This is a genomic window from Evansella halocellulosilytica (assembly GCF_002335745.1).
Classification (GTDB): Bacteria; Bacillota; Bacilli; order Bacillales; family Salisediminibacteriaceae; genus Bacillus_CA; species Bacillus_CA halocellulosilytica.
Genome location: NZ_NIST01000001.1, coordinates 691,811 through 712,617 on the forward strand (window position 1 = coordinate 691,811; position 20,807 = coordinate 712,617).

General features: G+C 39.0%; 22 protein-coding genes. All 22 read left to right on the forward strand.

Annotation, left to right across the window (positions count from 1 at the left end; genetic code table 11):
* The first annotated feature begins 14 nt into the window (after positions 1-14).
* The 22 genes from yabP (at position 15) to CD001_RS03195 (ending at position 20,800) form a co-directional block, all read left to right on the forward strand.
* On the forward strand, positions 15-323 hold the full coding sequence (gene yabP, locus CD001_RS03090) for a sporulation protein YabP (protein WP_096186158.1): 309 nt from the start codon (positions 15-17) through the stop codon (positions 321-323).
* Positions 320-904 (forward strand): spore cortex biosynthesis protein YabQ, encoded by a 585-nt coding sequence (gene yabQ, locus CD001_RS03095; protein WP_096186159.1) that lies wholly within the window; start codon positions 320-322, stop codon positions 902-904. The genes yabP and yabQ overlap by 4 nt, the downstream gene beginning before the upstream one ends.
* Positions 905-919: 15 nt before the next feature.
* Positions 920-1,303 (forward strand): FtsB family cell division protein, encoded by a 384-nt coding sequence (locus CD001_RS03100; protein WP_096186160.1) that lies wholly within the window; start codon positions 920-922, stop codon positions 1,301-1,303.
* A gap of 164 nt (positions 1,304-1,467) precedes the next feature.
* Entirely contained in the window at positions 1,468-1,893 is a 426-nt protein-coding gene (locus CD001_RS03105; protein WP_096186161.1) for a S1 domain-containing RNA-binding protein, read from the forward strand.
* 565 nt (positions 1,894-2,458) lie between these two features.
* The gene (gene spoIIE, locus CD001_RS03110) at positions 2,459-4,933 is read left to right on the forward strand and encodes a stage II sporulation protein E (protein ID WP_257009693.1); all 2,475 of its coding nucleotides are present in this window, start codon (positions 2,459-2,461) and stop codon (positions 4,931-4,933) included.
* A 494-nt stretch (positions 4,934-5,427) separates the two neighbouring features.
* Entirely contained in the window at positions 5,428-6,165 is a 738-nt protein-coding gene (locus CD001_RS03115; RefSeq protein ID WP_096186163.1) for a vWA domain-containing protein, read from the forward strand.
* On the forward strand, positions 6,128-7,129 hold the full coding sequence (locus CD001_RS03120) for a protein kinase domain-containing protein (RefSeq protein ID WP_096186164.1): 1,002 nt from the start codon (positions 6,128-6,130) through the stop codon (positions 7,127-7,129). The genes CD001_RS03115 and CD001_RS03120 overlap by 38 nt, the downstream gene beginning before the upstream one ends.
* A 39-nt stretch (positions 7,130-7,168) precedes the next feature.
* Positions 7,169-7,927, forward strand: a complete 759-nt coding sequence (locus CD001_RS03125) for a threonine/serine exporter family protein (protein WP_096186165.1) — start codon at positions 7,169-7,171, stop codon at positions 7,925-7,927.
* A 53-nt stretch (positions 7,928-7,980) separates the two neighbouring features.
* Complete coding sequence (locus tag CD001_RS03130; protein ID WP_096186166.1) at positions 7,981-8,430, forward strand: threonine/serine exporter family protein; 450 nt, start codon at positions 7,981-7,983, stop codon at positions 8,428-8,430.
* Positions 8,414-9,826 carry a tRNA lysidine(34) synthetase TilS gene (gene tilS / locus CD001_RS03135; RefSeq protein WP_096186167.1) on the forward strand — a complete coding sequence of 471 codons (1,413 nt, stop codon included), beginning with the start codon at positions 8,414-8,416 and terminating at the stop codon, positions 9,824-9,826. The genes CD001_RS03130 and tilS overlap by 17 nt, the downstream gene beginning before the upstream one ends.
* A 57-nt stretch (positions 9,827-9,883) precedes the next feature.
* Complete coding sequence (gene hpt, locus CD001_RS03140; protein ID WP_179298588.1) at positions 9,884-10,423, forward strand: hypoxanthine phosphoribosyltransferase; 540 nt, start codon at positions 9,884-9,886, stop codon at positions 10,421-10,423.
* Positions 10,424-10,493: 70 nt separating this feature from the next.
* On the forward strand, positions 10,494-12,560 hold the full coding sequence (ftsH, locus tag CD001_RS03145) for an ATP-dependent zinc metalloprotease FtsH (protein WP_096186169.1): 2,067 nt from the start codon (positions 10,494-10,496) through the stop codon (positions 12,558-12,560).
* Positions 12,561-12,705: 145 nt separating this feature from the next.
* The gene (locus tag CD001_RS03150) at positions 12,706-13,470 is read left to right on the forward strand and encodes a type III pantothenate kinase (RefSeq protein WP_096186170.1); all 765 of its coding nucleotides are present in this window, start codon (positions 12,706-12,708) and stop codon (positions 13,468-13,470) included.
* A gap of 323 nt (positions 13,471-13,793) precedes the next feature.
* Positions 13,794-14,678 carry an Hsp33 family molecular chaperone HslO gene (hslO, locus tag CD001_RS03155; RefSeq protein WP_096186171.1) on the forward strand — a complete coding sequence of 295 codons (885 nt, stop codon included), beginning with the start codon at positions 13,794-13,796 and terminating at the stop codon, positions 14,676-14,678.
* 125 nt (positions 14,679-14,803) lie between these two features.
* Positions 14,804-15,736, forward strand: a complete 933-nt coding sequence (cysK, locus tag CD001_RS03160) for a cysteine synthase A (RefSeq protein WP_096186172.1) — start codon at positions 14,804-14,806, stop codon at positions 15,734-15,736.
* 199 nt (positions 15,737-15,935) lie between these two features.
* Positions 15,936-17,378, forward strand: coding sequence for an anthranilate synthase component I family protein (locus tag CD001_RS03165; protein WP_096186173.1), 1,443 nt, complete (start codon positions 15,936-15,938; stop codon positions 17,376-17,378).
* Positions 17,379-17,395: 17 nt separating this feature from the next.
* Positions 17,396-17,992 carry an aminodeoxychorismate/anthranilate synthase component II gene (gene pabA, locus CD001_RS03170; RefSeq protein WP_096186174.1) on the forward strand — a complete coding sequence of 199 codons (597 nt, stop codon included), beginning with the start codon at positions 17,396-17,398 and terminating at the stop codon, positions 17,990-17,992.
* A complete protein-coding gene (pabC, locus tag CD001_RS03175) occupies positions 17,977-18,837 on the forward strand; it encodes an aminodeoxychorismate lyase (RefSeq protein WP_096186175.1) in 861 nt (286 codons plus the stop codon). The genes pabA and pabC overlap by 16 nt, the downstream gene beginning before the upstream one ends.
* A gap of 19 nt (positions 18,838-18,856) precedes the next feature.
* Positions 18,857-19,708, forward strand: coding sequence for a dihydropteroate synthase (gene folP, locus CD001_RS03180; protein ID WP_096186176.1), 852 nt, complete (start codon positions 18,857-18,859; stop codon positions 19,706-19,708).
* Between the two features lie 24 nt (positions 19,709-19,732).
* On the forward strand, positions 19,733-20,092 hold the full coding sequence (gene folB / locus CD001_RS03185; protein ID WP_096186177.1) for a dihydroneopterin aldolase: 360 nt from the start codon (positions 19,733-19,735) through the stop codon (positions 20,090-20,092).
* Positions 20,093-20,096: 4 nt separating this feature from the next.
* Positions 20,097-20,642, forward strand: a complete 546-nt coding sequence (folK, locus tag CD001_RS03190; RefSeq protein WP_096186178.1) for a 2-amino-4-hydroxy-6-hydroxymethyldihydropteridine diphosphokinase — start codon at positions 20,097-20,099, stop codon at positions 20,640-20,642.
* Positions 20,594-20,800 (forward strand): helix-turn-helix domain-containing protein, encoded by a 207-nt coding sequence (locus CD001_RS03195; protein WP_096186179.1) that lies wholly within the window; start codon positions 20,594-20,596, stop codon positions 20,798-20,800. The genes folK and CD001_RS03195 overlap by 49 nt, the downstream gene beginning before the upstream one ends.
* Positions 20,801-20,807: the final 7 nt, after the last annotated feature.

Below are 20,807 nucleotides of genomic sequence, written 5' to 3' on the forward strand. Positions count from 1 at the left end.
AGGAGGGGAATGTGATGGAACATTCATATGATTATACAAATAGTGGACAAGGGCGTAATATTAAAGATCACAGCGTATCGCTGCGCGGCAGAAAAACATTAGAAATCACCGGAGTAAAACATGTTGAGAGCTTTGACAATGAAGAATTTTTGCTCGAGACTGAATTGGGCTTTTTATCGATTCGTGGAAATCATCTGCAAATGAAAAATCTAGATGTAGATGAAGGGCATGTATCGATTCAAGGAAGAATTGACGACCTCGTTTACTTAGAACAACAACAAGGTGAAAAAACTAAAGGCTTGTTTGGGAAGTTATTCAAGTGACGTTGGAAGTTCAATTTATATCCATGCTGGCAAGTGTAGGGGCTGGAATCTGGTTAGGGTTATCCTTTGATACGTATAAGCGTTTGGCGGGAAAGAATAAGCGTTTCCGCTGGATGCTTATCGTGAATGACGTATTGTTTTGGCTCCTGCAAGCGGTCATCTTCTTTTATATCCTTTTAAATGTGAATGAAGGAGAGGTCCGCTTTTATTTATTGTTAGCACTTTTGCTCGGTTATTCTATTTACAGAGCTATACTTGAGAAGTTATACTTGCGTATCCTTGAATCGGTCATCTATATGACAGTTCAATTCTTCCGATTTCTATTCCGTTTGACACAAGTCCTGATAATAAATCCTACTAAATGGTTATTGAAACTTGTCTTAACTTTAGGTATATTATTGTTATCCACATTCTGGAGCATTATATCTTTTTTACTAAAAGTAATCATATTTCCATTTCGCTGGGCCTTTAGACTCTATGTCGAAAAATACGGAATCCCGTTTCATTCATTTTTAAAACGAGTGAAACAAAGGGTCAGCATCCTATATAACAAGATTAAAAACTGGATAAAACGTGAATAAATTGAGGTGTTGGACATGAAGGAAGAGCAAAAACAGAATATAAGGAAGCTTTCTTCTGAATATATGGAAAAACAGGCTCTTCTGCATGAGCAAAAACTTCGTCGACGAAAAGGACTAATTCGCCGACTAACCGTTTTCTCTTTTATCATGGCCGCAATCATTATTTTTACTGGCATCACTTTATATAATCAGCAGGCAACAATGGATGAACAAAAGAACGAATTGCAGCAATTAGAGGAAGAGCTTACGACAATGGAACGGCAAGAAGCTGCGTTAGAAGAAGAGATTGATCTCCTCCACGACCCTGAATACATAGCAGAAATTGCCAGGAGGGATTTCTTTTTAACAAAGCCCGGAGAGACCTTATTCCAGCTCCCACGATCGTCTTCATCCAATTGACATGATGAAATTTGACTCGTTATAATAAAAAAATATTCGAATTTACTTCAGAACTCTTTCACTTTTACAAAAAACTGAAGTATAATACTAGTAATGAGGTCTCAAGTTAAACTATAATCACTTGAGAACAGTTTTTTATATTCTAAGGAGGAGCATTTTTTAACATGTCCATTGAAGTAGGCAGCAAGTATCAAGGAAAGGTCACGGGAATAACGAATTTCGGAGCTTTTGTTGAACTCCCGGGTGGGACAACAGGTTTAGTACACATCAGTGAAGTTGCTGATAACTACGTAAAGGATATTAACGAGTTCTTAAGCGTAGGAGACGAAGTAAAAGTTAAAGTATTAAATGTTGAAGATGATGGGAAGATTGGATTATCGATTCGCAAAGCGAGTGAATCAGCACAATCACAGTCACAGTCCCAATCTGAACGTCGCCCACACAAGAAAGGATCTCGTCCACCAAGACAACGTCAAATGTCTTTTGAAGATAAGATGAACCGCTTCTTGAAGGATAGTGAAGAGCGACTGTCTTCATTAAAGCGCAACACAGAATCTAAGCGGGGCGGTCGAAATTCGAAGCGAGGATAGTCTTGCTGCTAAACATATTATAGAACGTTATATTAAAAACACTTGTCTAATATAGATGAGTGTTTTTTTTGCTTATCTTAAATTTGCCTCTTTTATTCGTGAAAAATTTAAGTGTATTCCTGATTTTTTTCGTTTTATCCACGAAAATCAGCTTTTATACTTTAAAAATTCGTGTTTATCGGTTAACTAGAATCATTCTAAATAAATCCTGTTTAACCTCATTCAAACTCCTATTATTAGAGATCATTCTAAAACTCAAGCTTTTCTTATAATGTTTCGTCATAATTAAGCAAACATTTACGATTCGTCGGAATGACAAGAAGTGTGTATCTTTCCGATAAAAAAGGCTTGTTATCAAGGGTTAACGTATATGCTAAAGATAAAAAATTTAGTAGGAAAGAAAAAGCAAACCAATCTTTTAATGGAAAATAAGGAAAACTTAGAACGTTATAACAAGATTTACGTCGAAGAGTTTTTTTTCTTACATTTGTTGTTTTGACATAATATTCAATCTATTCATGTTTATAATGTTAGCACGATTATGAGAACAGGTGGTGTTGGTAGAATGCAAAGAGTTTCGATTCGACCGTTTGGAGGACAAGCTTCTGCAATCGTCAATAGTGTAAAACCGTTTATGTTTTCTGGAAAGAAGGAGGAAACGAAGAAAACGAATGATGACATTAAAACAACTTCTTGGCGTACCACACTCATTGTTATTGCGTTAGGCTTATTACTTGGTCGTGCGGTAATTTTACTAGAAATGCTTCCTTTTGCCATCCCGTTTTTAGCAGTCATTTTTTATTGGAAAAAGAAGTATACATTAATCGCAGGATTATCATTGATTGCAGGGTCTGTAACCGTATCATTGCCATTTGCCGGTTATACGACGATCGCTGTTTGCCTTTATTTGTTATTACAAGGCTTGTTTCAAAAATATGCAACAAAGCAGCAGTTTATTCCTCCGATCGTCTTTATGACAGTCTTAACAGCTAGTTACAGTACTTCATTTTTAATGAATGGACATGCTATGTATCATTTTATTACAGCATTAATTGAAGCGGGGTTAGCTCTCGTTGTGACGATGATCTTTTTGCAAAGTATCCCTTTAGTGATGGAGAAGCGAAAGAAATTAACGCTGAAACATGAAGAAATTGTATGTTTAGTTATTTTGCTTGCATCTTTAATGACCGGAACTGTAGGCTGGCTCATCTATTCATTGTCAGTTGAACATATTCTTGCTAGATATCTTGTTCTCATTTTTGCGTTTGTCGGCGGAGCTGCAATTGGAACAACAGTCGGGGTTGTTGTTGGCTTGATTTTAAGTTTAGCCAATGTTGCAAACTTATTTTATATGAGTTTGCTAGCGTTTTCTGGACTACTTGGCGGGCTCTTAAAAGAAGGGAAGCGAATATCAGTTGCTTTCGGGCTTATAGTTGGAACGTTATTAATGGGAATGTATGGAGATAATCAAGTATCACTTCAGATTTCTTTATATGAAAGTTTAGCAGCGATTGCATTGTTTATGATGACACCTAAACGGTGGACGACTGCTTTATCAAAATATATACCAGGGACGATCGAGCATTCACAGGAACAACAGCAATATTTACGAAAGATTCGTGATGTTACAGCAGGCAAAGTCGAACAATTCTCTAGCTTATTCCTTAGTCTGTCTAAAAGCTTTTCATTAATGGAGGCAAATGATGAAAAATCAGACCGTGAACATGAGGTGAATTTATTTTTAAGTAGAGTAACAGAAAAAACGTGTCAGACGTGTATGCGAAAGCACCAGTGCTGGACACGGAAGTTTTCTGAGACGTATTCGTTAATGGAGCAAATTATGGAGGAGTGTGAAACAGAAGGTGACGTTAAAAACCGCCAGCTATTAACGAAGTGGAATCGTCATTGTATGATCGATGACCGAGTAATCGATGTTGTCAAAAAGGAATTGAGTCATTATAAGGCGAGTAAACATTTAAAACGCCAGCTAATTGAAAGCAGAAGGCTTGTCTCTGATCAGCTGAAAGGTGTCTCTAAAGTAATGGAGGATTTCGCGAAAGATATTCAAAGGGAAAAGAAAGCGCACGAACATCAAGAAGCTGAAATTACAGAGACGATTCAACGTGCCGGGCTAGATGTTGAACTTGTTGAAGTGTATCATCTTGACCCTGGAAATATAGATATTGAAATTGTATTGAGCAGCAATGACTTCAATGAAAGTGAGAAGATTGTTGCACCGCTGTTATCGGATATTTTGCAGGAAACGATCACCGTAAAGCACCTAGAGCCTGCATCTATGTCAGGAAACGAAGTTCGTGCAACTTTTGGATCTACGAAACGATTTATCATGGAAGATGGAGTGGCCCATGCAGCTAAAGGAGGCAGATGGGTGTCCGGAGACAGCTATTCAACGATGGAGCTCGGTGCAGGCAAATATGCAATGGCAATTAGTGACGGTATGGGAAATGGTGAGCGCGCTCATATGGAAAGCAGAGAAACGATCGATTTATTAAAAAATATCCTTCGTTCAGGTATTGAAGAGACGGTAGCCATTAAATCGATAAATTCCGTATTATCTCTTCGGTCTGATGATGAAGTATTTTCCACTTTAGATTTAGCGATGGTTGATTTGCAAGACGGGTTCGTCAAATTTCTAAAAGTAGGATCGATCCCTAGTTATATAAAACAGGGAAATCAAGTGAGATCGGTTGAGTCAGGAAATTTACCGATTGGTATTCTTCGGGAATTAGATGTCGATGTCGTAACGGAAGAGATGAAAGCAGGAGACCTGCTTATTATGATGAGCGACGGTATTTATGAAGCACCTACTGACATTGAAAATAAAGATGTCTGGTTAAAACGAATCATTAAAGAAATCGAAACAAAAGATCCACAAGAAGTGGCAGACGTCCTAATGGAAAGAGTAATTCGGGAAAGTGGCGGAGTCATTCACGATGATATGACGATTATCGTTGCTAGAATGGAGCATCATACGCCAGAGTGGGCAACGATCAATGTTCCTCAACAGGAATATGCATAAGAATAGCGCAAAGCGATTGTCTTTGTAGCGGAAGGTGCCAAACAGCGGTAAAAGCGACAGTTGAAGGCCCTGCATGAACGAGAAGGCTGAAGGGTTACCCACGGAAAGCGAGTATTCTGAAGCGAAAATCAATATCAAGCAAATTTTTAAAACGATGTAACAATTTGATTCATCTATAAAAACAAACGTGAAAATGTGTTTTCTCCTATGAACCTAGCACAATTCACGTATAAACATAGATTTTATAAATATGAGTAAACGATGAAAAACCTGTTATAGTGCATATTCAAAAAGGAGGAAAAAATGAGACCGTGTAGATCAATACGAAGAAGTTTTGAGTAGCGCAGCGTATGGTGTAAATTGAGTAACAGAGAAACGAGTAAACTCCAAGATACGAAAACGATATTTCCCGGACTTTTTGAACATCCTCTCATAGTATATTTTCTCTCAATCTTGTAAAAGATGTTACTAATTACGAGATTGGAGGAGAAACGATGCATAAAGGAACGTTACGACAAATTTTATTACTAACAGACGGGTGCTCAAATACTGGGGAAGACCCTGTAGCAATGGCAGCTCTGGCAAAAGAACAAGGGATGACAGTGAATGTGATCGGAGTCGTCGAACGGAATGAATTAAGTGAACGAGGAGTAACAGAAATCGAAGGCATTGCAGAAGCTGGAGGTGGAATTAGTCAAGTAGTCTATGCGAAGCAGTTATCACAAACGGTTCAAATGGTGACGAGGAAAGCGATGACTCAAACAATTCAAGGAGTTGTCACGAAAGAACTGCAGCAAATACTAGGTGAAGAGAAGGAAATAGAAGATGTAGAGCCAGATAAACGAGGAGAATTAATGGAAGTAGTAGATGACTTAGGGGAAACGATGGATTTAGAAGTGTTTATATTAGTTGATACGAGTGCAAGTATGAAAAATAAACTGCCAATGGTCCAGGAAGCATTAATAGATTTATCGGTAAGTTTACAATCGAGAACAGGGAATAATGAATTTACGTTATATTCATTTCCCGGGAAAAGGAAAGATGTCGAAAAATTGATAAATTGGACCCCTCACTTTGATTCATTATCAAATGCATTTAAAAAACTATCTACTTCAGGGGTGACTCCGACAGGTCCTGCTTTGCAAGAGGCAATTCGGCTGATGCTGAAAAGAATGAAGAAGCGAGGTTCGGACGATGAGGGAATTGAGTTCGAAGAAGAATCAAGTATGTAAATTATCTATTAATGAGCAGATTACCGGAAAGTGGCAGAAAAAGACTTACCGTATTATTAGAGAATTAGGATACGGAGCAACAGGTACGGTCTACCTTGTTGACTCTGATCGCGGTCCCTTAGCACTTAAAATTGCGAGTGAAGCGATGTCCATTTCTTCTGAAGTGAATGTCCTCCGCCACTTTTCTAAGGTTCAAGGTCCGTCACTCGGGCCTTCTTTTTTTGATGTAGATGATTACGTTTTTCGTGGGAAAGTATATCCTTTTTATACGATGGAATACATTAACGGCCAGCCGTTTTTGCCATTTTTAAAAGCGAAGGGACCAGAGTGGATTCGTGTATTATCGATCCAGCTGTTAAACGATCTACAAAAGCTTCATGAGATCGGTTGGATTTTTGGGGATTTAAAACCAGAAAACTTACTCGTAACGGAGAACCCGACACGAGTTAGGTGGCTTGATGTCGGTGGTATGACAAGGACCGGCCGAAGTATAAAAGAGTTTACCGAGTTTTTTGACCGTGGTTACTGGGGTCTTGGAAGCCGAAAAGCAGAATCTAGTTATGATTTATTTTCAGTCTCAATGTTAATGATTAATTGCGCTTATCCTTCAAGATTTGAAAAGGCTGGAAAGGATGGGAAGTCGTTTTTAGTTAATAAAGTGAAGAAAAGGGCGATATTACACCCTTATATGCCAATCATTTTGAAAGGGTTGGATGGCAAATATCTTTCAGCTAATGACATGAAGCGAGATTTATTGGAGCTCATTCAGTCTCCAGCAAGTAATAAACGTAACGACAATCAACGGAATAAAAAGATGAGGCGTTATCAACCAAGTAATAGGAAAAAAAGGTCGAACGCTGATACGTTTGGAAAAAGTAGGTGGTTAGGGGTCTTTGAATCATTGCTTGTTGCCTCTTTTCTTCTTATTCTATATATTCTATACTTATTTGGACAAAACGTTTAACAAATTTGGATAGCTTAGCCAAGACAGGAGGAAGCTGCCATGTCCAAAGCAGATGAAGTGATGGACATCTGTTTACTAGCTGGAGACATTATGTTGAAATATGGCGCAGAAACGTATCGCGTTGAAGAGACGTTGGAGCGCATGGCTAAAGCCGCTTCGTTTAAAAATGTCCATTGTTTTGCAACTACAACGGGAATATTTTTGTCTTTTGAAGAGAGAAAAGGGAAAGAAGATCTCATGCAAATGGTTCGGATTGATGATCGAATGCAGGATTTAAATAAAGTGACAGAAGTAAACCAAGTATCAAGAGAATTTGTTGCTGGACAATTAACGGTAGAAGAAGCACATGAGAAGCTGGTTAACATCGAGAAAGCTCCTGTTCAATATCCACTGTGGCTTATTCACTTTTGTGCAGGGATAGCAGGAAGTGGTTTTTCCTACTTATTTGGCGGGGGATGGTTCGATCTCATTCCAGCCTTTTTCGCCGCTCTTATTTCCAGTTTAGTTGTCGTTGAATTTGAACGGTACTTCAGAGTTCGTTTTGCTGCAGAATTTGTCGCTGCCTTTAGTGGGGGAACGACTGCAATATTACTTGTTTATTTCGGGCTTGGGAATAGCCTTGATCAAATTATTATCGGATCGTTAATGCCGTTAGTACCTGGTGTGCCTTTGACTAATGCGGTGCGTGACTTAATGTCTGGAGATTTAATCGCTGGTGTAAGTCGCGGGGCTGAAGCACTGTTAACTTCATTATCGATTGCGAGCGGAATTGCGTTAACAATTTCTTTGTTCGTATAATGTGACATGTGGCTGAATAGAATAGATACATCGTTTTTGAAAGGTGGGGCGTCATGCAGCTTTTGATTGAGCTTATCATTACATTTTTTGCGATTATCAGTTTTGGTGTCATCTTTAGTGTACCAAAAAGGGCACTTTTAATAGGCGGCAGTATTGGAATGGTCACCTGGGGAGTTTTGCAGTTTGGATTGACCTTCGCTGCGTCGACTGTATTTGCAACAGCCCTTGCTTCACTAACAGCAGCAACAATCGCACATTTACTTGCCAAAAAAATCAAAATACCTGTTACGACTTTGGCAATTCCGGGAATCTTACCACTTGTACCAGGGAGCCGCGCATACTTTACGATGTTATCGTTCGTAGAAGGTAATTACATACAGGGTCTTGAGTTTGGGGTAGAAACGATGCTTCAAGCTGGTGCTATTGCAGCTGGGCTTGTTTTTGCACTTTCGATATTTTCGTTAGGGAAAGGGATTGGCCACCGTTATGAACCCAACCATTAATACTGTAAAATCGTTCATTCTAAAGCATGAGCTAGTAAGTAAAAATGACCATATTATGATCGCTGTTTCCGGTGGACCAGACAGTATCGCACTTTTGCATTTTTTTTATCATCATTATAGAGGGGATTGTAAATTAAGTGTTGGACATGTTGAGCACGGTTTAAGAGGAAGTGAATCTGTAGAAGATTTACATTTTGTTAAACAAATTTGTAGTGACTTAGGGGTTCCGTTTTATTCCTTTCGCGGTGATGTCGCTGCAGTGAAAGAGGCTAAAGGAGTATCAACTCAGGAAGCTGCACGTGAAGTGAGATATACGTGGTTTTATAAAAAAATGGACGAAATCAGTGCAAATAAAATTGCATTCGGTCATCATGGAGATGATCAAATTGAAACAGTAATGATGCGGCAAGTTAGAGGAAGTTATGACGGATTAAAAGGAATGCCTGTAAAGCGCCACATAGGAAATAAACAGCTGATCCGTCCTTTGTTATGTTTAAATAAAAAGCAAGTGATCGATTATTGCGATCAGAACGATTTATCATACCGAATTGATTCTTCAAATGAGAAGGATGATTACCAGCGGAACCGATTCAGGAACAATGTTTTACCATTCATTCAGTCGGAAAATCCGAATGCACATACGGTTTTCCAAAAACAAAGTGAATGGTTAACAGATGATTTTCAACTTCTCGAACAATTAGCTGAAAAAGCGCTTCACGAATCGTTACAAAAAAAAGATCCTCAAGAAGTGATCTTATGTAAAGAGCGTTTTCTTCATATCCCAATCTCTTTACAAAGGAGGGTACTTCATCTAATATTAAACTATCTGTCAGTAAATGTGGAACGGGAAATTTCAAGCGATCATATTGAAGACTTGGTAACATTCATACATAAACAAAATCCTTCAGGGTCACTTCACCTTCCTGATGGGATACGTGTTAGAAAATCTTACGATGATTGTATTTTTTCTGATCAAAGCTTTATGAATAAAAAGAAACAGTTACCATTGAAGAAGATTTCAGTTCCGGGAATGATCCGCTTAGATCAGGGGAAAATAACCGCTGAGATTATGAAAAAAGGAAATCAGCTTTCACATGAAGCATCGGTTTTTTTAGCTGATTACGAAAAATTAGTTTTTCCGTTATATGTTCGATCAAGACAATCAGGGGATCGCATCTCTCCAATTGGAATGAATGGCTCAAAAAAGATAAAGGATTTGTTTATTGATCATAAAGTCCCTCATTCAAAACGAGATGAATGGCCGATTATTACGGATGAAAATGGAAATGTTTTATGGGTTCCTTCCTTAAAACGATCTAAGCATGCGTTAATTGATGAGAATACGGAAAAAATACTCGTTCTTCGATATGATCTGGAGAATCATGTTATTCCGTGAGAATATACATAACAATTCGTTCACAGAGATACTTACTAGGAGGTTCATTTAATCACTATGAGAGACGATATTAAAGAAGTATTGATATCTGAAGAAGAAATTCAACAAAAAGTTGATGAATTAGGGAAGCAAATAACGGAAGAATATGAAGGAAGGTTTCCACTTGTTATTGGAGTATTAAAAGGATCATTGCCATTCATGGGCGACTTGATCAAAAAAATTGATACTCATGTCGAACTGGATTTAATGGATGTTTCAAGTTATGGTAATGAAACGGTTTCATCAGGAGAGGTTAAAATCGTCAAAGATTTAAATACATCTGTAGAAGGACGTGATGTATTAATTCTTGAAGATATTATCGACAGTGGATTGACATTAAGCTACTTAGTGAAGCTGTTCCACTATCGCAAGGCTAAATCGGTAAAAGTAGTAACACTATTAGACAAACCAGATGGGCGTAAAGTCGACCTTGTGCCAGATGTGGCAGGCTTTGTAGTTCCAGACGAGTTTGTCGTTGGGTACGGACTCGACTATGCTGAACGCTATCGAAACCTCCCATTTATCGGTATTTTGAAGCCGGAAATTTATGAAAGTTAATTAATTGTAGTGTAAGATACTTATGTGGTAATATTATCTAAGTGTAATTGACCGTGGGAGGAGGTAAAGAATGAATCGGATTTTTCGTAATACAATTTTTTATTTATTGATTTTCTTAATTATTGTGGGGGTAGTCAGTATTTTTCAAAGCCCGCAAACAGAAACTGAGGAAATCACTTTTGATAAATTCCAAGAGCTACTTGAAACAGGACAAGTTGATTCATTAAATATTCAACCTAAAAATGATGTATATGCCGTACGCGGTCAGGAAGTTGGAGCTGAGGAAGATCACTTTTTCACAGTCAATATCCCTGATCTACCTTCATTCTTAGAAGTCGTCATTGCATCTACAGATGGTGGAGAAGGACTTAATGATCTTGTGTTTGAACAAGCAGATGAGCCTAGTGGCTGGTTAAACTTCTTTACCATGTTAATACCGTTTGTGATTATTTTCATCCTCTTCTTCTTCTTGTTGAGCCAGGCTCAAGGCGGCGGGAGCCGAGTGATGAACTTTGGTAAGAGTAAAGCAAAGTTAGTTAGTGAGGATAAGAAAAAAGCACGCTTTAAAGATGTTGCTGGTGCGGATGAAGAAAAGCAAGAGCTTGTAGAAGTTGTTGATTTCTTAAAAGATCCACGTAAGTTCTCGCAAATTGGCGCACGTATTCCTAAAGGGGTACTTCTAGTAGGACCTCCTGGTACAGGTAAGACACTTCTTGCTCGTGCAGTCGCAGGTGAAGCTGGCGTACCGTTCTTCTCTATTAGTGGTTCTGACTTCGTAGAGATGTTTGTCGGTGTCGGTGCATCACGTGTACGTGACTTATTTGAAAATGCTAAGAAAAACGCTCCATGTATTATTTTTATTGATGAAATTGATGCAGTTGGTAGACGCCGCGGAGCAGGACTTGGCGGTGGGCATGATGAGCGTGAGCAAACATTAAACCAATTACTAGTTGAAATGGACGGATTTGGTGTCAATGAAGGGATTATTTTAATTGCCGCTACGAACCGTGCAGATATTCTTGACCCTGCGTTGTTACGTCCAGGACGTTTTGATCGTCAAATTATGGTAGGGCGTCCAGATGTAAATGGTCGTGAACAAGTGTTAGAAGTTCATGCGAAGAATAAACCACTTGCTGAAGACGTTGATTTAAAAACAATTGCTCAACGTACGCCAGGGTTCTCTGGAGCGGACTTAGAGAATTTGTTAAATGAGGCAGCTTTAGTATCAGCAAGATCGAATAAAGAAAAAATTGATATGGAAGCAGTTGAAGAAGCAATTGACCGTACGATTGCAGGTCCATCTAAGAAGAGCCGTGTCATTTCTGAAAAAGAGAAAAACATTGTCGCTCACCATGAGGCCGGTCATACGGTTGTCGGTGTGAAACTGGAAAGTGCTGATATGGTCCATAAAGTAACGATTGTCCCTCGAGGTCAAGCTGGCGGTTATGCGATGATGCTTCCGAAAGAAGATCGTTACTTCATGACAAAACCAGAGCTGCTTGATAAAATTGTCGGCCTTCTAGGAGGACGTGTCGCTGAAGAAATCATTTTCGGTGAAGTGAGTACAGGCGCACATAATGACTTCCAAAGAGCGACAGGCATTGCCCGTAAAATGGTAATGGAATATGGTATGAGTGAAAAACTCGGACCAATTCAATTCGGTAGTACGCAAGGTGAAGTATTCCTTGGAAGAGACATTAATAACGAACAAAACTACAGTGATGCGATTGCTCATGAAATTGACCTTGAAGTACAACGTATTTTAAAGGAATCTTATGAGCGTTGTAAGCAAATTCTTCAAGAAAATGAAGATAGCTTAAAATTGGTTGCTGAGACGTTAATGGAGCATGAAACGCTAGATGCTCAGCAAATTAACTCACTAATTGAAGAAGGCAAATTGCCAGATGATCACCATATGACGAAGAAAATGAATGGTGAACATGAAAATACTTCTGAAAAAAATGACCAAGATGTGAAAGTAAACATCCAAGGGAAAGAAACAAATAAAAATAATGATTCTGATGTCGTCGACTCATCTGATTCCGTTGAAGAAAGTACAGAGAACACGGCTGATAATCAAGAATATTCATCTGAGGACAGTGACAGCTTGAACGATGAAGAGAACAAAAAAGACTAATAAAAAACTTCAAAAAGGTTAGGATGAGATCCTTAGTCCACTTCCTATTCTTTTTGAAAAGCATAAAAAAGGGGTGTCTAATTTAGGCACCCTTTTTACGTGAATAATTGTTGAAGAATGATTTTTCCAAGGTGGTGGCAGAAATATGATTTTAGTGATGGACGTTGGGAATACGAATATCGCATTAGGGGTATATGAAAAAGAGGACTTGAAATATCATTGGCGCATTGGCACAGATTCTTCAAAGACAGAGGACGAATATGCAATGGTCATCAAAAGCTTATTCAGTCACGTCGAGGAGACGTTTAATGAGGTGGAAGGGGTTATTATTTCCTCTGTCGTACCGCCAATTATGTATACATTGGAGCAAATGTGTAAGAAGTACCTTCATATTACACCAAAAATAATCGGACCTGGCATTAAAACAGGTTTGAATATTAAGTATGATAACCCGAAAGAAGTTGGCTCTGACAGGATTGTCAATGCAGTAGCAGGGATTCAATTATACGGGACGCCAATCATTATTGTTGATTTTGGTACAGCTACGACGTATTGTTATATAAATGAACAAGGACATTACATCGGAGGAGCCATTGCGCCAGGTATCCGAATATCGTCGGAAGCTCTTTATAACCGGGCTTCTAAATTGCCACGAATTGAAATAGCTAAGACGAAGCAAATCGTAGGCAAAAATACTGTCGATGCGATGCAAGCCGGTATTTTATTTGGTTATGTTGGACAAGTGGAAGGAATTGTTTATCGAATGAAAGAACAAGCAAGGCATACACCGACAGTCATTGCTACTGGCGGTTTAGCATCAATGATCTCTTCGGAAACGGACGTTATTGATGTGGTCGATCCTTTGCTAACGATTAAAGGGCTGCAACTGATCTATCAAAAAAACAAATAAAGCGTGAATCGAAGGAAAATATAATCATAACTTACATATAGGGGTGTTCAAAGGAAAGTAAAAAGGACAAGTCAATATGCTCATTCGCAAATAATGACTCAGCGTGTTAATTAGAGGTTATTTTATTAAAGATTGTTGCTTCTGAATCATTTCATATGATTGTTTGAATCCGTTACGGGCGGACGCTTTCACTCCAGAGCACAAATGCGACATCTACTCTTGTTACACTTTTCAATATCACAACGATCTATGCGAAAAGAGCCTAATTAGGAGAACTTTTTACGAACTTTTTAAACAACCTCACCTAGAAGGAGTGTTACGTGTTGACAGATTATTTAGTAAGATCTTTAGCTTATGATGGGACAGTAAGAGCGTACGCAATTAAATCTACCGGGATGGTTCAAGAAGCAGCAAGAAGGCACAACACATGGCGAACAGTTACTGCAGCATTAGGAAGAGCTTTATCAGCAGGAACGATGATGGGAGCGATGCTGAAAGGTGAAGAAAAACTTACGATTAAAATCGAAGGAAATGGACCCGCAAGTCCAATTATCGTCGATGCAAATGCATCTGGAGAAACGAGAGGGTATGTGAAAAACCCTCATGTTGATCCTGAGCGAAAAGAAAGCGGAAAATTAAATGTATCCCTTGCAGTTGGAAATCAAGGTTCACTTTCTGTCGTAAAGGACTTAGGGTTGAGAGATTATTTCACTGGAAGTGTTCCGCTCGTATCTGGAGAGCTTGCAGAGGATTTTACGTATTACTTCGCTTCATCTGAACAAACGCCGTCTTCTGTGGCTCTTGGTGTCATCATCGATAAAGATGAGATTGTTACAGCAGCTGGAGGCTTTATCATTCAAATGATGCCAGGGGTGTCAGATGAGACAATAGATGAATTAGAAAAACGAATTAATGAGCTTCCTCCAGTATCAGACCTCATTTTGAATGGTTTAACACCGGAACAAATCTTATATCGAGTGCTAGGTGAAGACAATGTGCGCATTTTAGATACGATGGGTGTTGCTTTTCAATGTAAGTGTTCAAAAGAGCGTATTAGTAATGCGATCATCAGTTTAGAAGAAAAAGATCTTAAAGCGATGATTGAAGAAGATGAAGGTGCGGAAACACATTGTCATTTTTGCAATGAGACGTATACGTTTACGAAAGAAGAGCTGGAAGGGTTGCTTGAAGAAAAAACGAAGGAGTAAAAATTGGGAATATTCACCTTAATTGTTGACCGTTATACTGATAATTAGGTAAAATAAATAGTGAATAAAACCAATAAAAATACTCGGGTTTCGTTTGTGCGAATACCGAAAAGAGGAGAGTGCGTATGGTTAAAGTAGTCAATTCCATAACTGAACTGATTGGGGATACTCCTTTAGTGAAGCTTCAACGTCTTGTAACAGATGAGCATGCTGATGTGTATTTAAAGCTTGAATTTATGAACCCTGGAAGCAGCGTAAAAGACAGAATTGCTTTGTCAATGATTGAAGATGCTGAAGAGAAAGGCAGACTTAAAGACGGCGATACGATTGTAGAACCTACGAGTGGAAATACTGGGATCGGCCTTGCTATGGTTGCTGCAGCGAAAGGCTATCGGACTGTATTAGTAATGCCAGATACAATGAGTATGGAAAGACGAAATTTATTACGTGCTTATGGGGCCGAGCTTGTCTTAACACCAGGTCCTGAAGGAATGGGCGGAGCTATACGCAAAGCAAATGAGCTTCAACAGGAACATGGATATTTTATGCCTCAGCAATTTGAAAATGAAGCGAACCCTAAAATTCATAGAGAAACGACTGGGGAAGAGCTGTTAGAACAAGTTGGGGGCCAACTAGATGCATTCATTTCAGGGATTGGTACGGGGGGCACAATTACAGGTGCTGGTCAGCTTTTAAAAGAAAAATTCCCTGATTTACACATTGTCGCTTTAGAACCAAATGATTCACCTATATTATCTGGTGGAAAGCCAGGTCCTCATAAAATTCAAGGAATTGGAGCTGGCTTTGTACCTGAAATATTAGATACAGATATTTATAATGAAGTCATGAAAGTGTCGACGGAACAAGCCTTTGAATATGCCCGTCGAGCAGCTAAAGAAGAGGGGATTCTTGGAGGAATCTCGTCTGGTGCAGCGATTTATGCCGCGCTTGATGTTGCAAAAAGACTTGGCAAAGGGAAAAAAGTCGTTGCAGTTATTCCGAGTAATGGAGAAAGATATTTAAGTACTCCACTGTATCAATTTGAAGAAGAAGAATAGTAATAAGTATTATTAGCACTCCTTGACGGGCTAGCTCGTCCTGGGGTGTTTTTATATATAAAACGTCAAGGATTATACCAGAAAATGTACCCAAGTAATGGTACTTACGATTACGTTTGCTACTTCGTTTTTTCAATCGTATAATGGGTGGAGATGTAAGATTTCATTGGTGATTTATGTACCTAAAAGGCGGGATAGTATGACTTCGATTAAACGAAGTGTAGCTGGATATAGAAAGTCGTTACTGGATATTACAAGCAATTGGTTTCAAACATATACGTCATTAGCAAAGGGGAAATCTCACCACGTTTTACTTGAAAGCGGCCGTGGGGGAAGGTATTCAATTGTTGGTTTAGGTCCGTGGGCAATTTTAACAGGAAAAGACGATAAATTAATCATCGAAACGAATGATAAACGAGATGTGTATGAAGGCCCTTTGCTAGCTTCATTAAATCAATGGCTGAAAAAATATGAAGTAGAAAAAGATGATCGGTTGCCAGACTTCCAAAGTGGAATTATTGGGCAATTTAGCTACGACTTAGTGAGGCAGATCGAAAAGCTTCCAGAACAAGCTCGTGATGATTTAAATACGAATGACCTATATTTTTTAGCGTTTGATGAAATAGTTGTGATCGATCATGAGAAGGCGGACATATGGTTTATTGTTGTCGTAGATGGAGGATCAGAACCTACGTCGATCCTTGAAAACCTAGAACATAAATGGAAACATGCTTCTCTTTCTGAATGGCATAAAAGTGAAAGTGAAAATTATCGATATGGGGATGAAGAGGAAGTTATCCGTTCATTCCCTGAATCGACTTTTTCAGAAGCAGTAGAAAAAACAAAAGAATATATTGCTGCAGGTGATGTGTTCCAAGTAAACCTTTCTGTGAGAGAAACGAGAAAGTTGCAAACTCATCCTTTACACATTTACGATTGTTTACGGCGGATTAACCCTTCACCTTATATGGGATATTTCCATACACCAAAGTTGCAATATGTCAGTGCATCACCTGAATTATTAGTAAAGGTGAAGGACGATGAAGTGAGTACGAGACCAATTGCGGGGACGCGTTCACGTGGGAAAAATGAAGAAGAAGATCGTATGTTAGCAGATACTCTTATAAACAATGAGAAAGAACGTGCAGAACATGTGATGCTAGTAGACCTTGAAAGAAATGACCTTGGGCGTGTCTGTAAATATGGTACGGTTGAAGTCAATGAATTAATGGTTATTGAGAAATATTCACACGTCATGCATATCGTTTCAAATGTTAGAGGAATGAAAGCACCTCAGCACGAAACTATAGATGTCGTATCTGCAACATTCCCTGGAGGAACGATAACAGGGGCACCTAAAGTGCGAACAATGGAAATTATTGAAGAACTAGAGCCGGTTCGCCGGGGCGCGTATACAGGCTCATTAGGCTGGATAGGGTATAATGGAGATATGGAGTTGAACATTACAATTCGAACGATGGTAGTCAAAGATAACCTTGTTCATGTTCAAGCAGGGGCAGGAATTGTCATCGATTCAAACCCGCGCGCTGAATATAAAGAATCGCTAAAGAAGGCAAAAGCTTTATGGAAAGCAAAAGAGTTGAGTGAAGAAGAGAAGAAATCAAAAATGAGTATGAGCTGAGAAGGAGATGTTACAAAATGATTTTAATGATTGATAACTATGACTCATTCACGTACAACCTCGTTCAATATTTAGGTGAGATGGGGCAAGAACTCATCGTCAAACGAAATGATGAGATTTCGATTAAAGAGATTGAGGAAATGAACCCTGATTTTTTGATGATTTCACCAGGTCCGTGTACACCGAATGAAGCGGGAATTAGTTTGGAGGCAATTCGCCATTTCGCAGGGAAGATTCCGATATTTGGTGTTTGTTTAGGTCACCAGTCGATTGCGCAAGTTTTTGGAGGCAAGGTTATCCGTTCTGATCGGCTTATGCACGGGAAGACATCTGAAGTCAACCATACTGGTGAAACGATTTTTAAAGACATTCCAAATCCGTTTACTGCAACAAGATACCATTCGTTAATCGTAGAACGAGAGTCGCTGCCAGATTGCTTTGAGATTACTTCAGAAACTGAGATCGGGGAGATTATGGCGATTCGACATAAGGATTTACCGGTGGAAGGAGTTCAGTTTCATCCTGAATCGATTATGACGGGCGAAGGAAAGCAATTATTAAGAAACTTTATTGAAAGATACAAGGAGTTTGACAAAACATGTACATCTACATGAATGGAAAAATTGTTGAAGCTTCCAAAGCGAAAATTTCCCCTTTTGATCACGGCTTTTTATACGGAGTCGGCTTGTTTGAAACATTTCGCACTTATCAAGGTCATCCTTTTTTACTGGATGACCATTTTCGTCGTTTGCACGATAGTGCAAATGAGCTCGGTATTCGTATTCCTCCATATGATCGTCAGAAGACGACTGACATTATTTACGAATTGTTGGAAAAAAATAGCTTGGAAGATGGATATTTTAGATGGAATATTTCTGCAGGGGAAGAGCAGCTCGGTTTAACAGCAGAAACTTATAATCGCCCTACAACAATCGTGTTTGTGAAACAACTTCCTTCATCGTTTTTAAACGAAAAAAAGGGAAAAGTATTAAAGACGAATAGAAATTCGCCAGAAACGAAAGAGCGCTTGAAAACCCATCATTTTTTAAATAATATCATAGGAAAACGAGAAGCTGGTTCTGATCCAAGTGTAGAAGGGTTATTCTTAACGGAGCAAGGGCATTTATCTGAAGGGGTTGTGTCAAACCTCTTTTGGATAAACGGAATGACGCTCTATACGCCGGACCTTAGTTGTGGAGGGTTAAACGGAGTAACACGGCAGTTTGTCATGCGGCTAGCATCAAAATGCGGCTTTAAGGTGAGAGAAGGTAAGTTTCATCTTTCGGCATTATACGAAGCTGAAGAAGTGTTTATGACAAACTCGGTTCAAGAGCTTGTCGCTCTTAACGACATTGACGGTCAGTCTTATCCTGGAAAGAACGGACCATTGTATAAGCGTTTATTTGGTGAATATAGAGAATATACCCCTTCTTTGTGGAGCAGAAACGATATGAAATGAAGAAAGGAACGTGCGAGAGATGTTAGAGTTAAAAAAGCATAACGATAAAATCATTTGGGACGGTTATGAACTAGATTTTTCAAAAAAAACGTATGTGATGGGGATCTTAAATGTGACTCCTGATTCTTTTTCTGATGGCGGCAAATTTAATCATATCGATGAAGCGGTAAAACATGCCGTATCCATGGTTCAAGAGGGGGCAGATATACTCGACATCGGAGGAGAATCGACTCGACCAGGGGCGACAAAGGTAGAGGAAGAAGAGGAAATCTCGAGAGTTGTTGAACCGGTCAAAGCAGTAAGAAAACATGTCGATGTCCCGATCTCGATTGATACGTATAAAGCGAATGTGGCCAAAGAAGCGATTGAAGCTGGAGCGAATATCATTAATGATGTATGGGGTACGAAAGCTGATCCTAAAATGGCTGATGTTGCTGCAGCTTACGATGTACCGATTATCTTAATGCATAACCGCAACGAACCGATTTACTCAGACTTAATGAAAGATATCATACAGGACTTGACTGAATGCATTGAACAATGCTTAAAGGCAGGCGTAAAGGAAAACAAGATCATCCTCGACCCTGGTATAGGTTTTGCCAAAACATATGAACACAATGTCCTCGTTATGCGATATTTAGACAAGGTGACAAACTTAGGTTATCCAGTTTTACTCGGGACGTCGAGAAAATCGTTAATTGCTCAAACGTTGGATTTGCCAGTTGATGAGAGAATGGAAGGAACAGGTGCGACCGTCTGCTATGGAATCGATAAAGGTACAGATATCGTCCGGGTGCATGACGTTCGTGAAATTAGCCGCATGACAAAGATGATGGACGTTATGATCGGAAAGGGAAATGTGAATAAGTGATCGGATTGTTGAGGAGGACTATGTGTGGATAAAATATATGTTACAGGTATGAGATTTTTCGCTTATCATGGTGTATTTCCAGAAGAAAACAAGCTCGGGCAGCGATTTCATGTAGACGTCGTGTTGGAGTTGAGTACGAAAGCTGCAGGGGAAACAGATCGGTTAGAAGAAACGGTCAATTACGGTGAAGTTTACAGTGAGATTAAAGAAATCATGGAAGGTGATCCTGTTAAACTTGTCGAAACGTTAACAGAACGAATTGCTGCAAGGATGCTCTCTACTTTTGCAGTGATCCATGCCGTTACAGTGAAGGTTATTAAGCCTGATCCGCCCATCCCAGGACATTATGATTCTGTTGCAGTAGAAATTAGAAGGGAAAAGTAGTAATATGCCAGTCATTTACGATCAAAAAAATAATGTTGCACACCTTTCGCTAGGGTCAAATATGAAAGACCGATATAACCATTTAATGGAAGCCATACAATTTTTAAAAGAGGACGAACATATCGATCTTCTATCATCGTCGTCTATATATGAGACAGAGCCTGTAGGTTATACAGATCAACATGCATTTTTAAATATGGTATTAAAAGTTTCTACTTCCTATAAACCGTTGGAGCTTTTGGAAACGGTACAAAATATTGAGCAAAAAGGTGGAAGAAAAAGGGATATTCGATGGGGACCTCGGACAATAGACCTTGACATTTTACTCTATAATAACGAAAATATAAATTTGAAACAGTTAATCATTCCGCATCCAAGAATGTTTGAAAGAGGCTTTGTTCTTATACCGTTTAAAGAAGTAGAAAGTTCATATACATTTACGACAGGAAAAACGATCGACGATTATATAGATGAATTACCTGACAAAGAGGGTGTACAAAAGTGGAAGAACTCATTTGGGGAAGAAGAGTCAGAGCGTACCGAAAATTAAAAGGCTTCACGCAAGAAGAACTTGCTAATCAACTTGGGATTTCTGTTTCTGTACTAGGGGAGATTGAACGGGGAAACCGGCAACCTTCCGATGAAATGATTGGGCAAATCATCGATGTATTAAATATTACGATCGAAGAACTGACGTCAATAAAGTAATAAATGG

Bases quoted from the DNA above. Each gene is read 5' to 3' on its own strand.
- yabP (WP_096186158.1), top strand. From the start codon at position 15: ATGGAACATTCATATGATTATACAAATAGTGGACAAGGGCGTAATATT.
- CD001_RS03100 (WP_096186160.1), top strand. From the start codon at position 920: ATGAAGGAAGAGCAAAAACAGAATATAAGGAAGCTTTCTTCTGAATAT.
- CD001_RS03105 (WP_096186161.1), top strand. From the start codon at position 1,468: ATGTCCATTGAAGTAGGCAGCAAGTATCAAGGAAAGGTCACGGGAATA.
- spoIIE (WP_257009693.1), top strand. From the start codon at position 2,459: ATGCAAAGAGTTTCGATTCGACCGTTTGGAGGACAAGCTTCTGCAATC.
- CD001_RS03115 (WP_096186163.1), top strand. From the start codon at position 5,428: ATGCATAAAGGAACGTTACGACAAATTTTATTACTAACAGACGGGTGC.
- CD001_RS03120 (WP_096186164.1), top strand. From the start codon at position 6,128: ATGAGGGAATTGAGTTCGAAGAAGAATCAAGTATGTAAATTATCTATT.
- CD001_RS03125 (WP_096186165.1), top strand. From the start codon at position 7,169: ATGTCCAAAGCAGATGAAGTGATGGACATCTGTTTACTAGCTGGAGAC.
- CD001_RS03130 (WP_096186166.1), top strand. From the start codon at position 7,981: ATGCAGCTTTTGATTGAGCTTATCATTACATTTTTTGCGATTATCAGT.
- tilS (WP_096186167.1), top strand. From the start codon at position 8,414: ATGAACCCAACCATTAATACTGTAAAATCGTTCATTCTAAAGCATGAG.
- hpt (WP_179298588.1), top strand. From the start codon at position 9,884: ATGAGAGACGATATTAAAGAAGTATTGATATCTGAAGAAGAAATTCAA.
- ftsH (WP_096186169.1), top strand. From the start codon at position 10,494: ATGAATCGGATTTTTCGTAATACAATTTTTTATTTATTGATTTTCTTA.
- CD001_RS03150 (WP_096186170.1), top strand. From the start codon at position 12,706: ATGATTTTAGTGATGGACGTTGGGAATACGAATATCGCATTAGGGGTA.
- cysK (WP_096186172.1), top strand. From the start codon at position 14,804: ATGGTTAAAGTAGTCAATTCCATAACTGAACTGATTGGGGATACTCCT.
- CD001_RS03165 (WP_096186173.1), top strand. From the start codon at position 15,936: ATGACTTCGATTAAACGAAGTGTAGCTGGATATAGAAAGTCGTTACTG.
- pabA (WP_096186174.1), top strand. From the start codon at position 17,396: ATGATTTTAATGATTGATAACTATGACTCATTCACGTACAACCTCGTT.
- pabC (WP_096186175.1), top strand. From the start codon at position 17,977: ATGTACATCTACATGAATGGAAAAATTGTTGAAGCTTCCAAAGCGAAA.
- folP (WP_096186176.1), top strand. From the start codon at position 18,857: ATGTTAGAGTTAAAAAAGCATAACGATAAAATCATTTGGGACGGTTAT.
- folK (WP_096186178.1), top strand. From the start codon at position 20,097: ATGCCAGTCATTTACGATCAAAAAAATAATGTTGCACACCTTTCGCTA.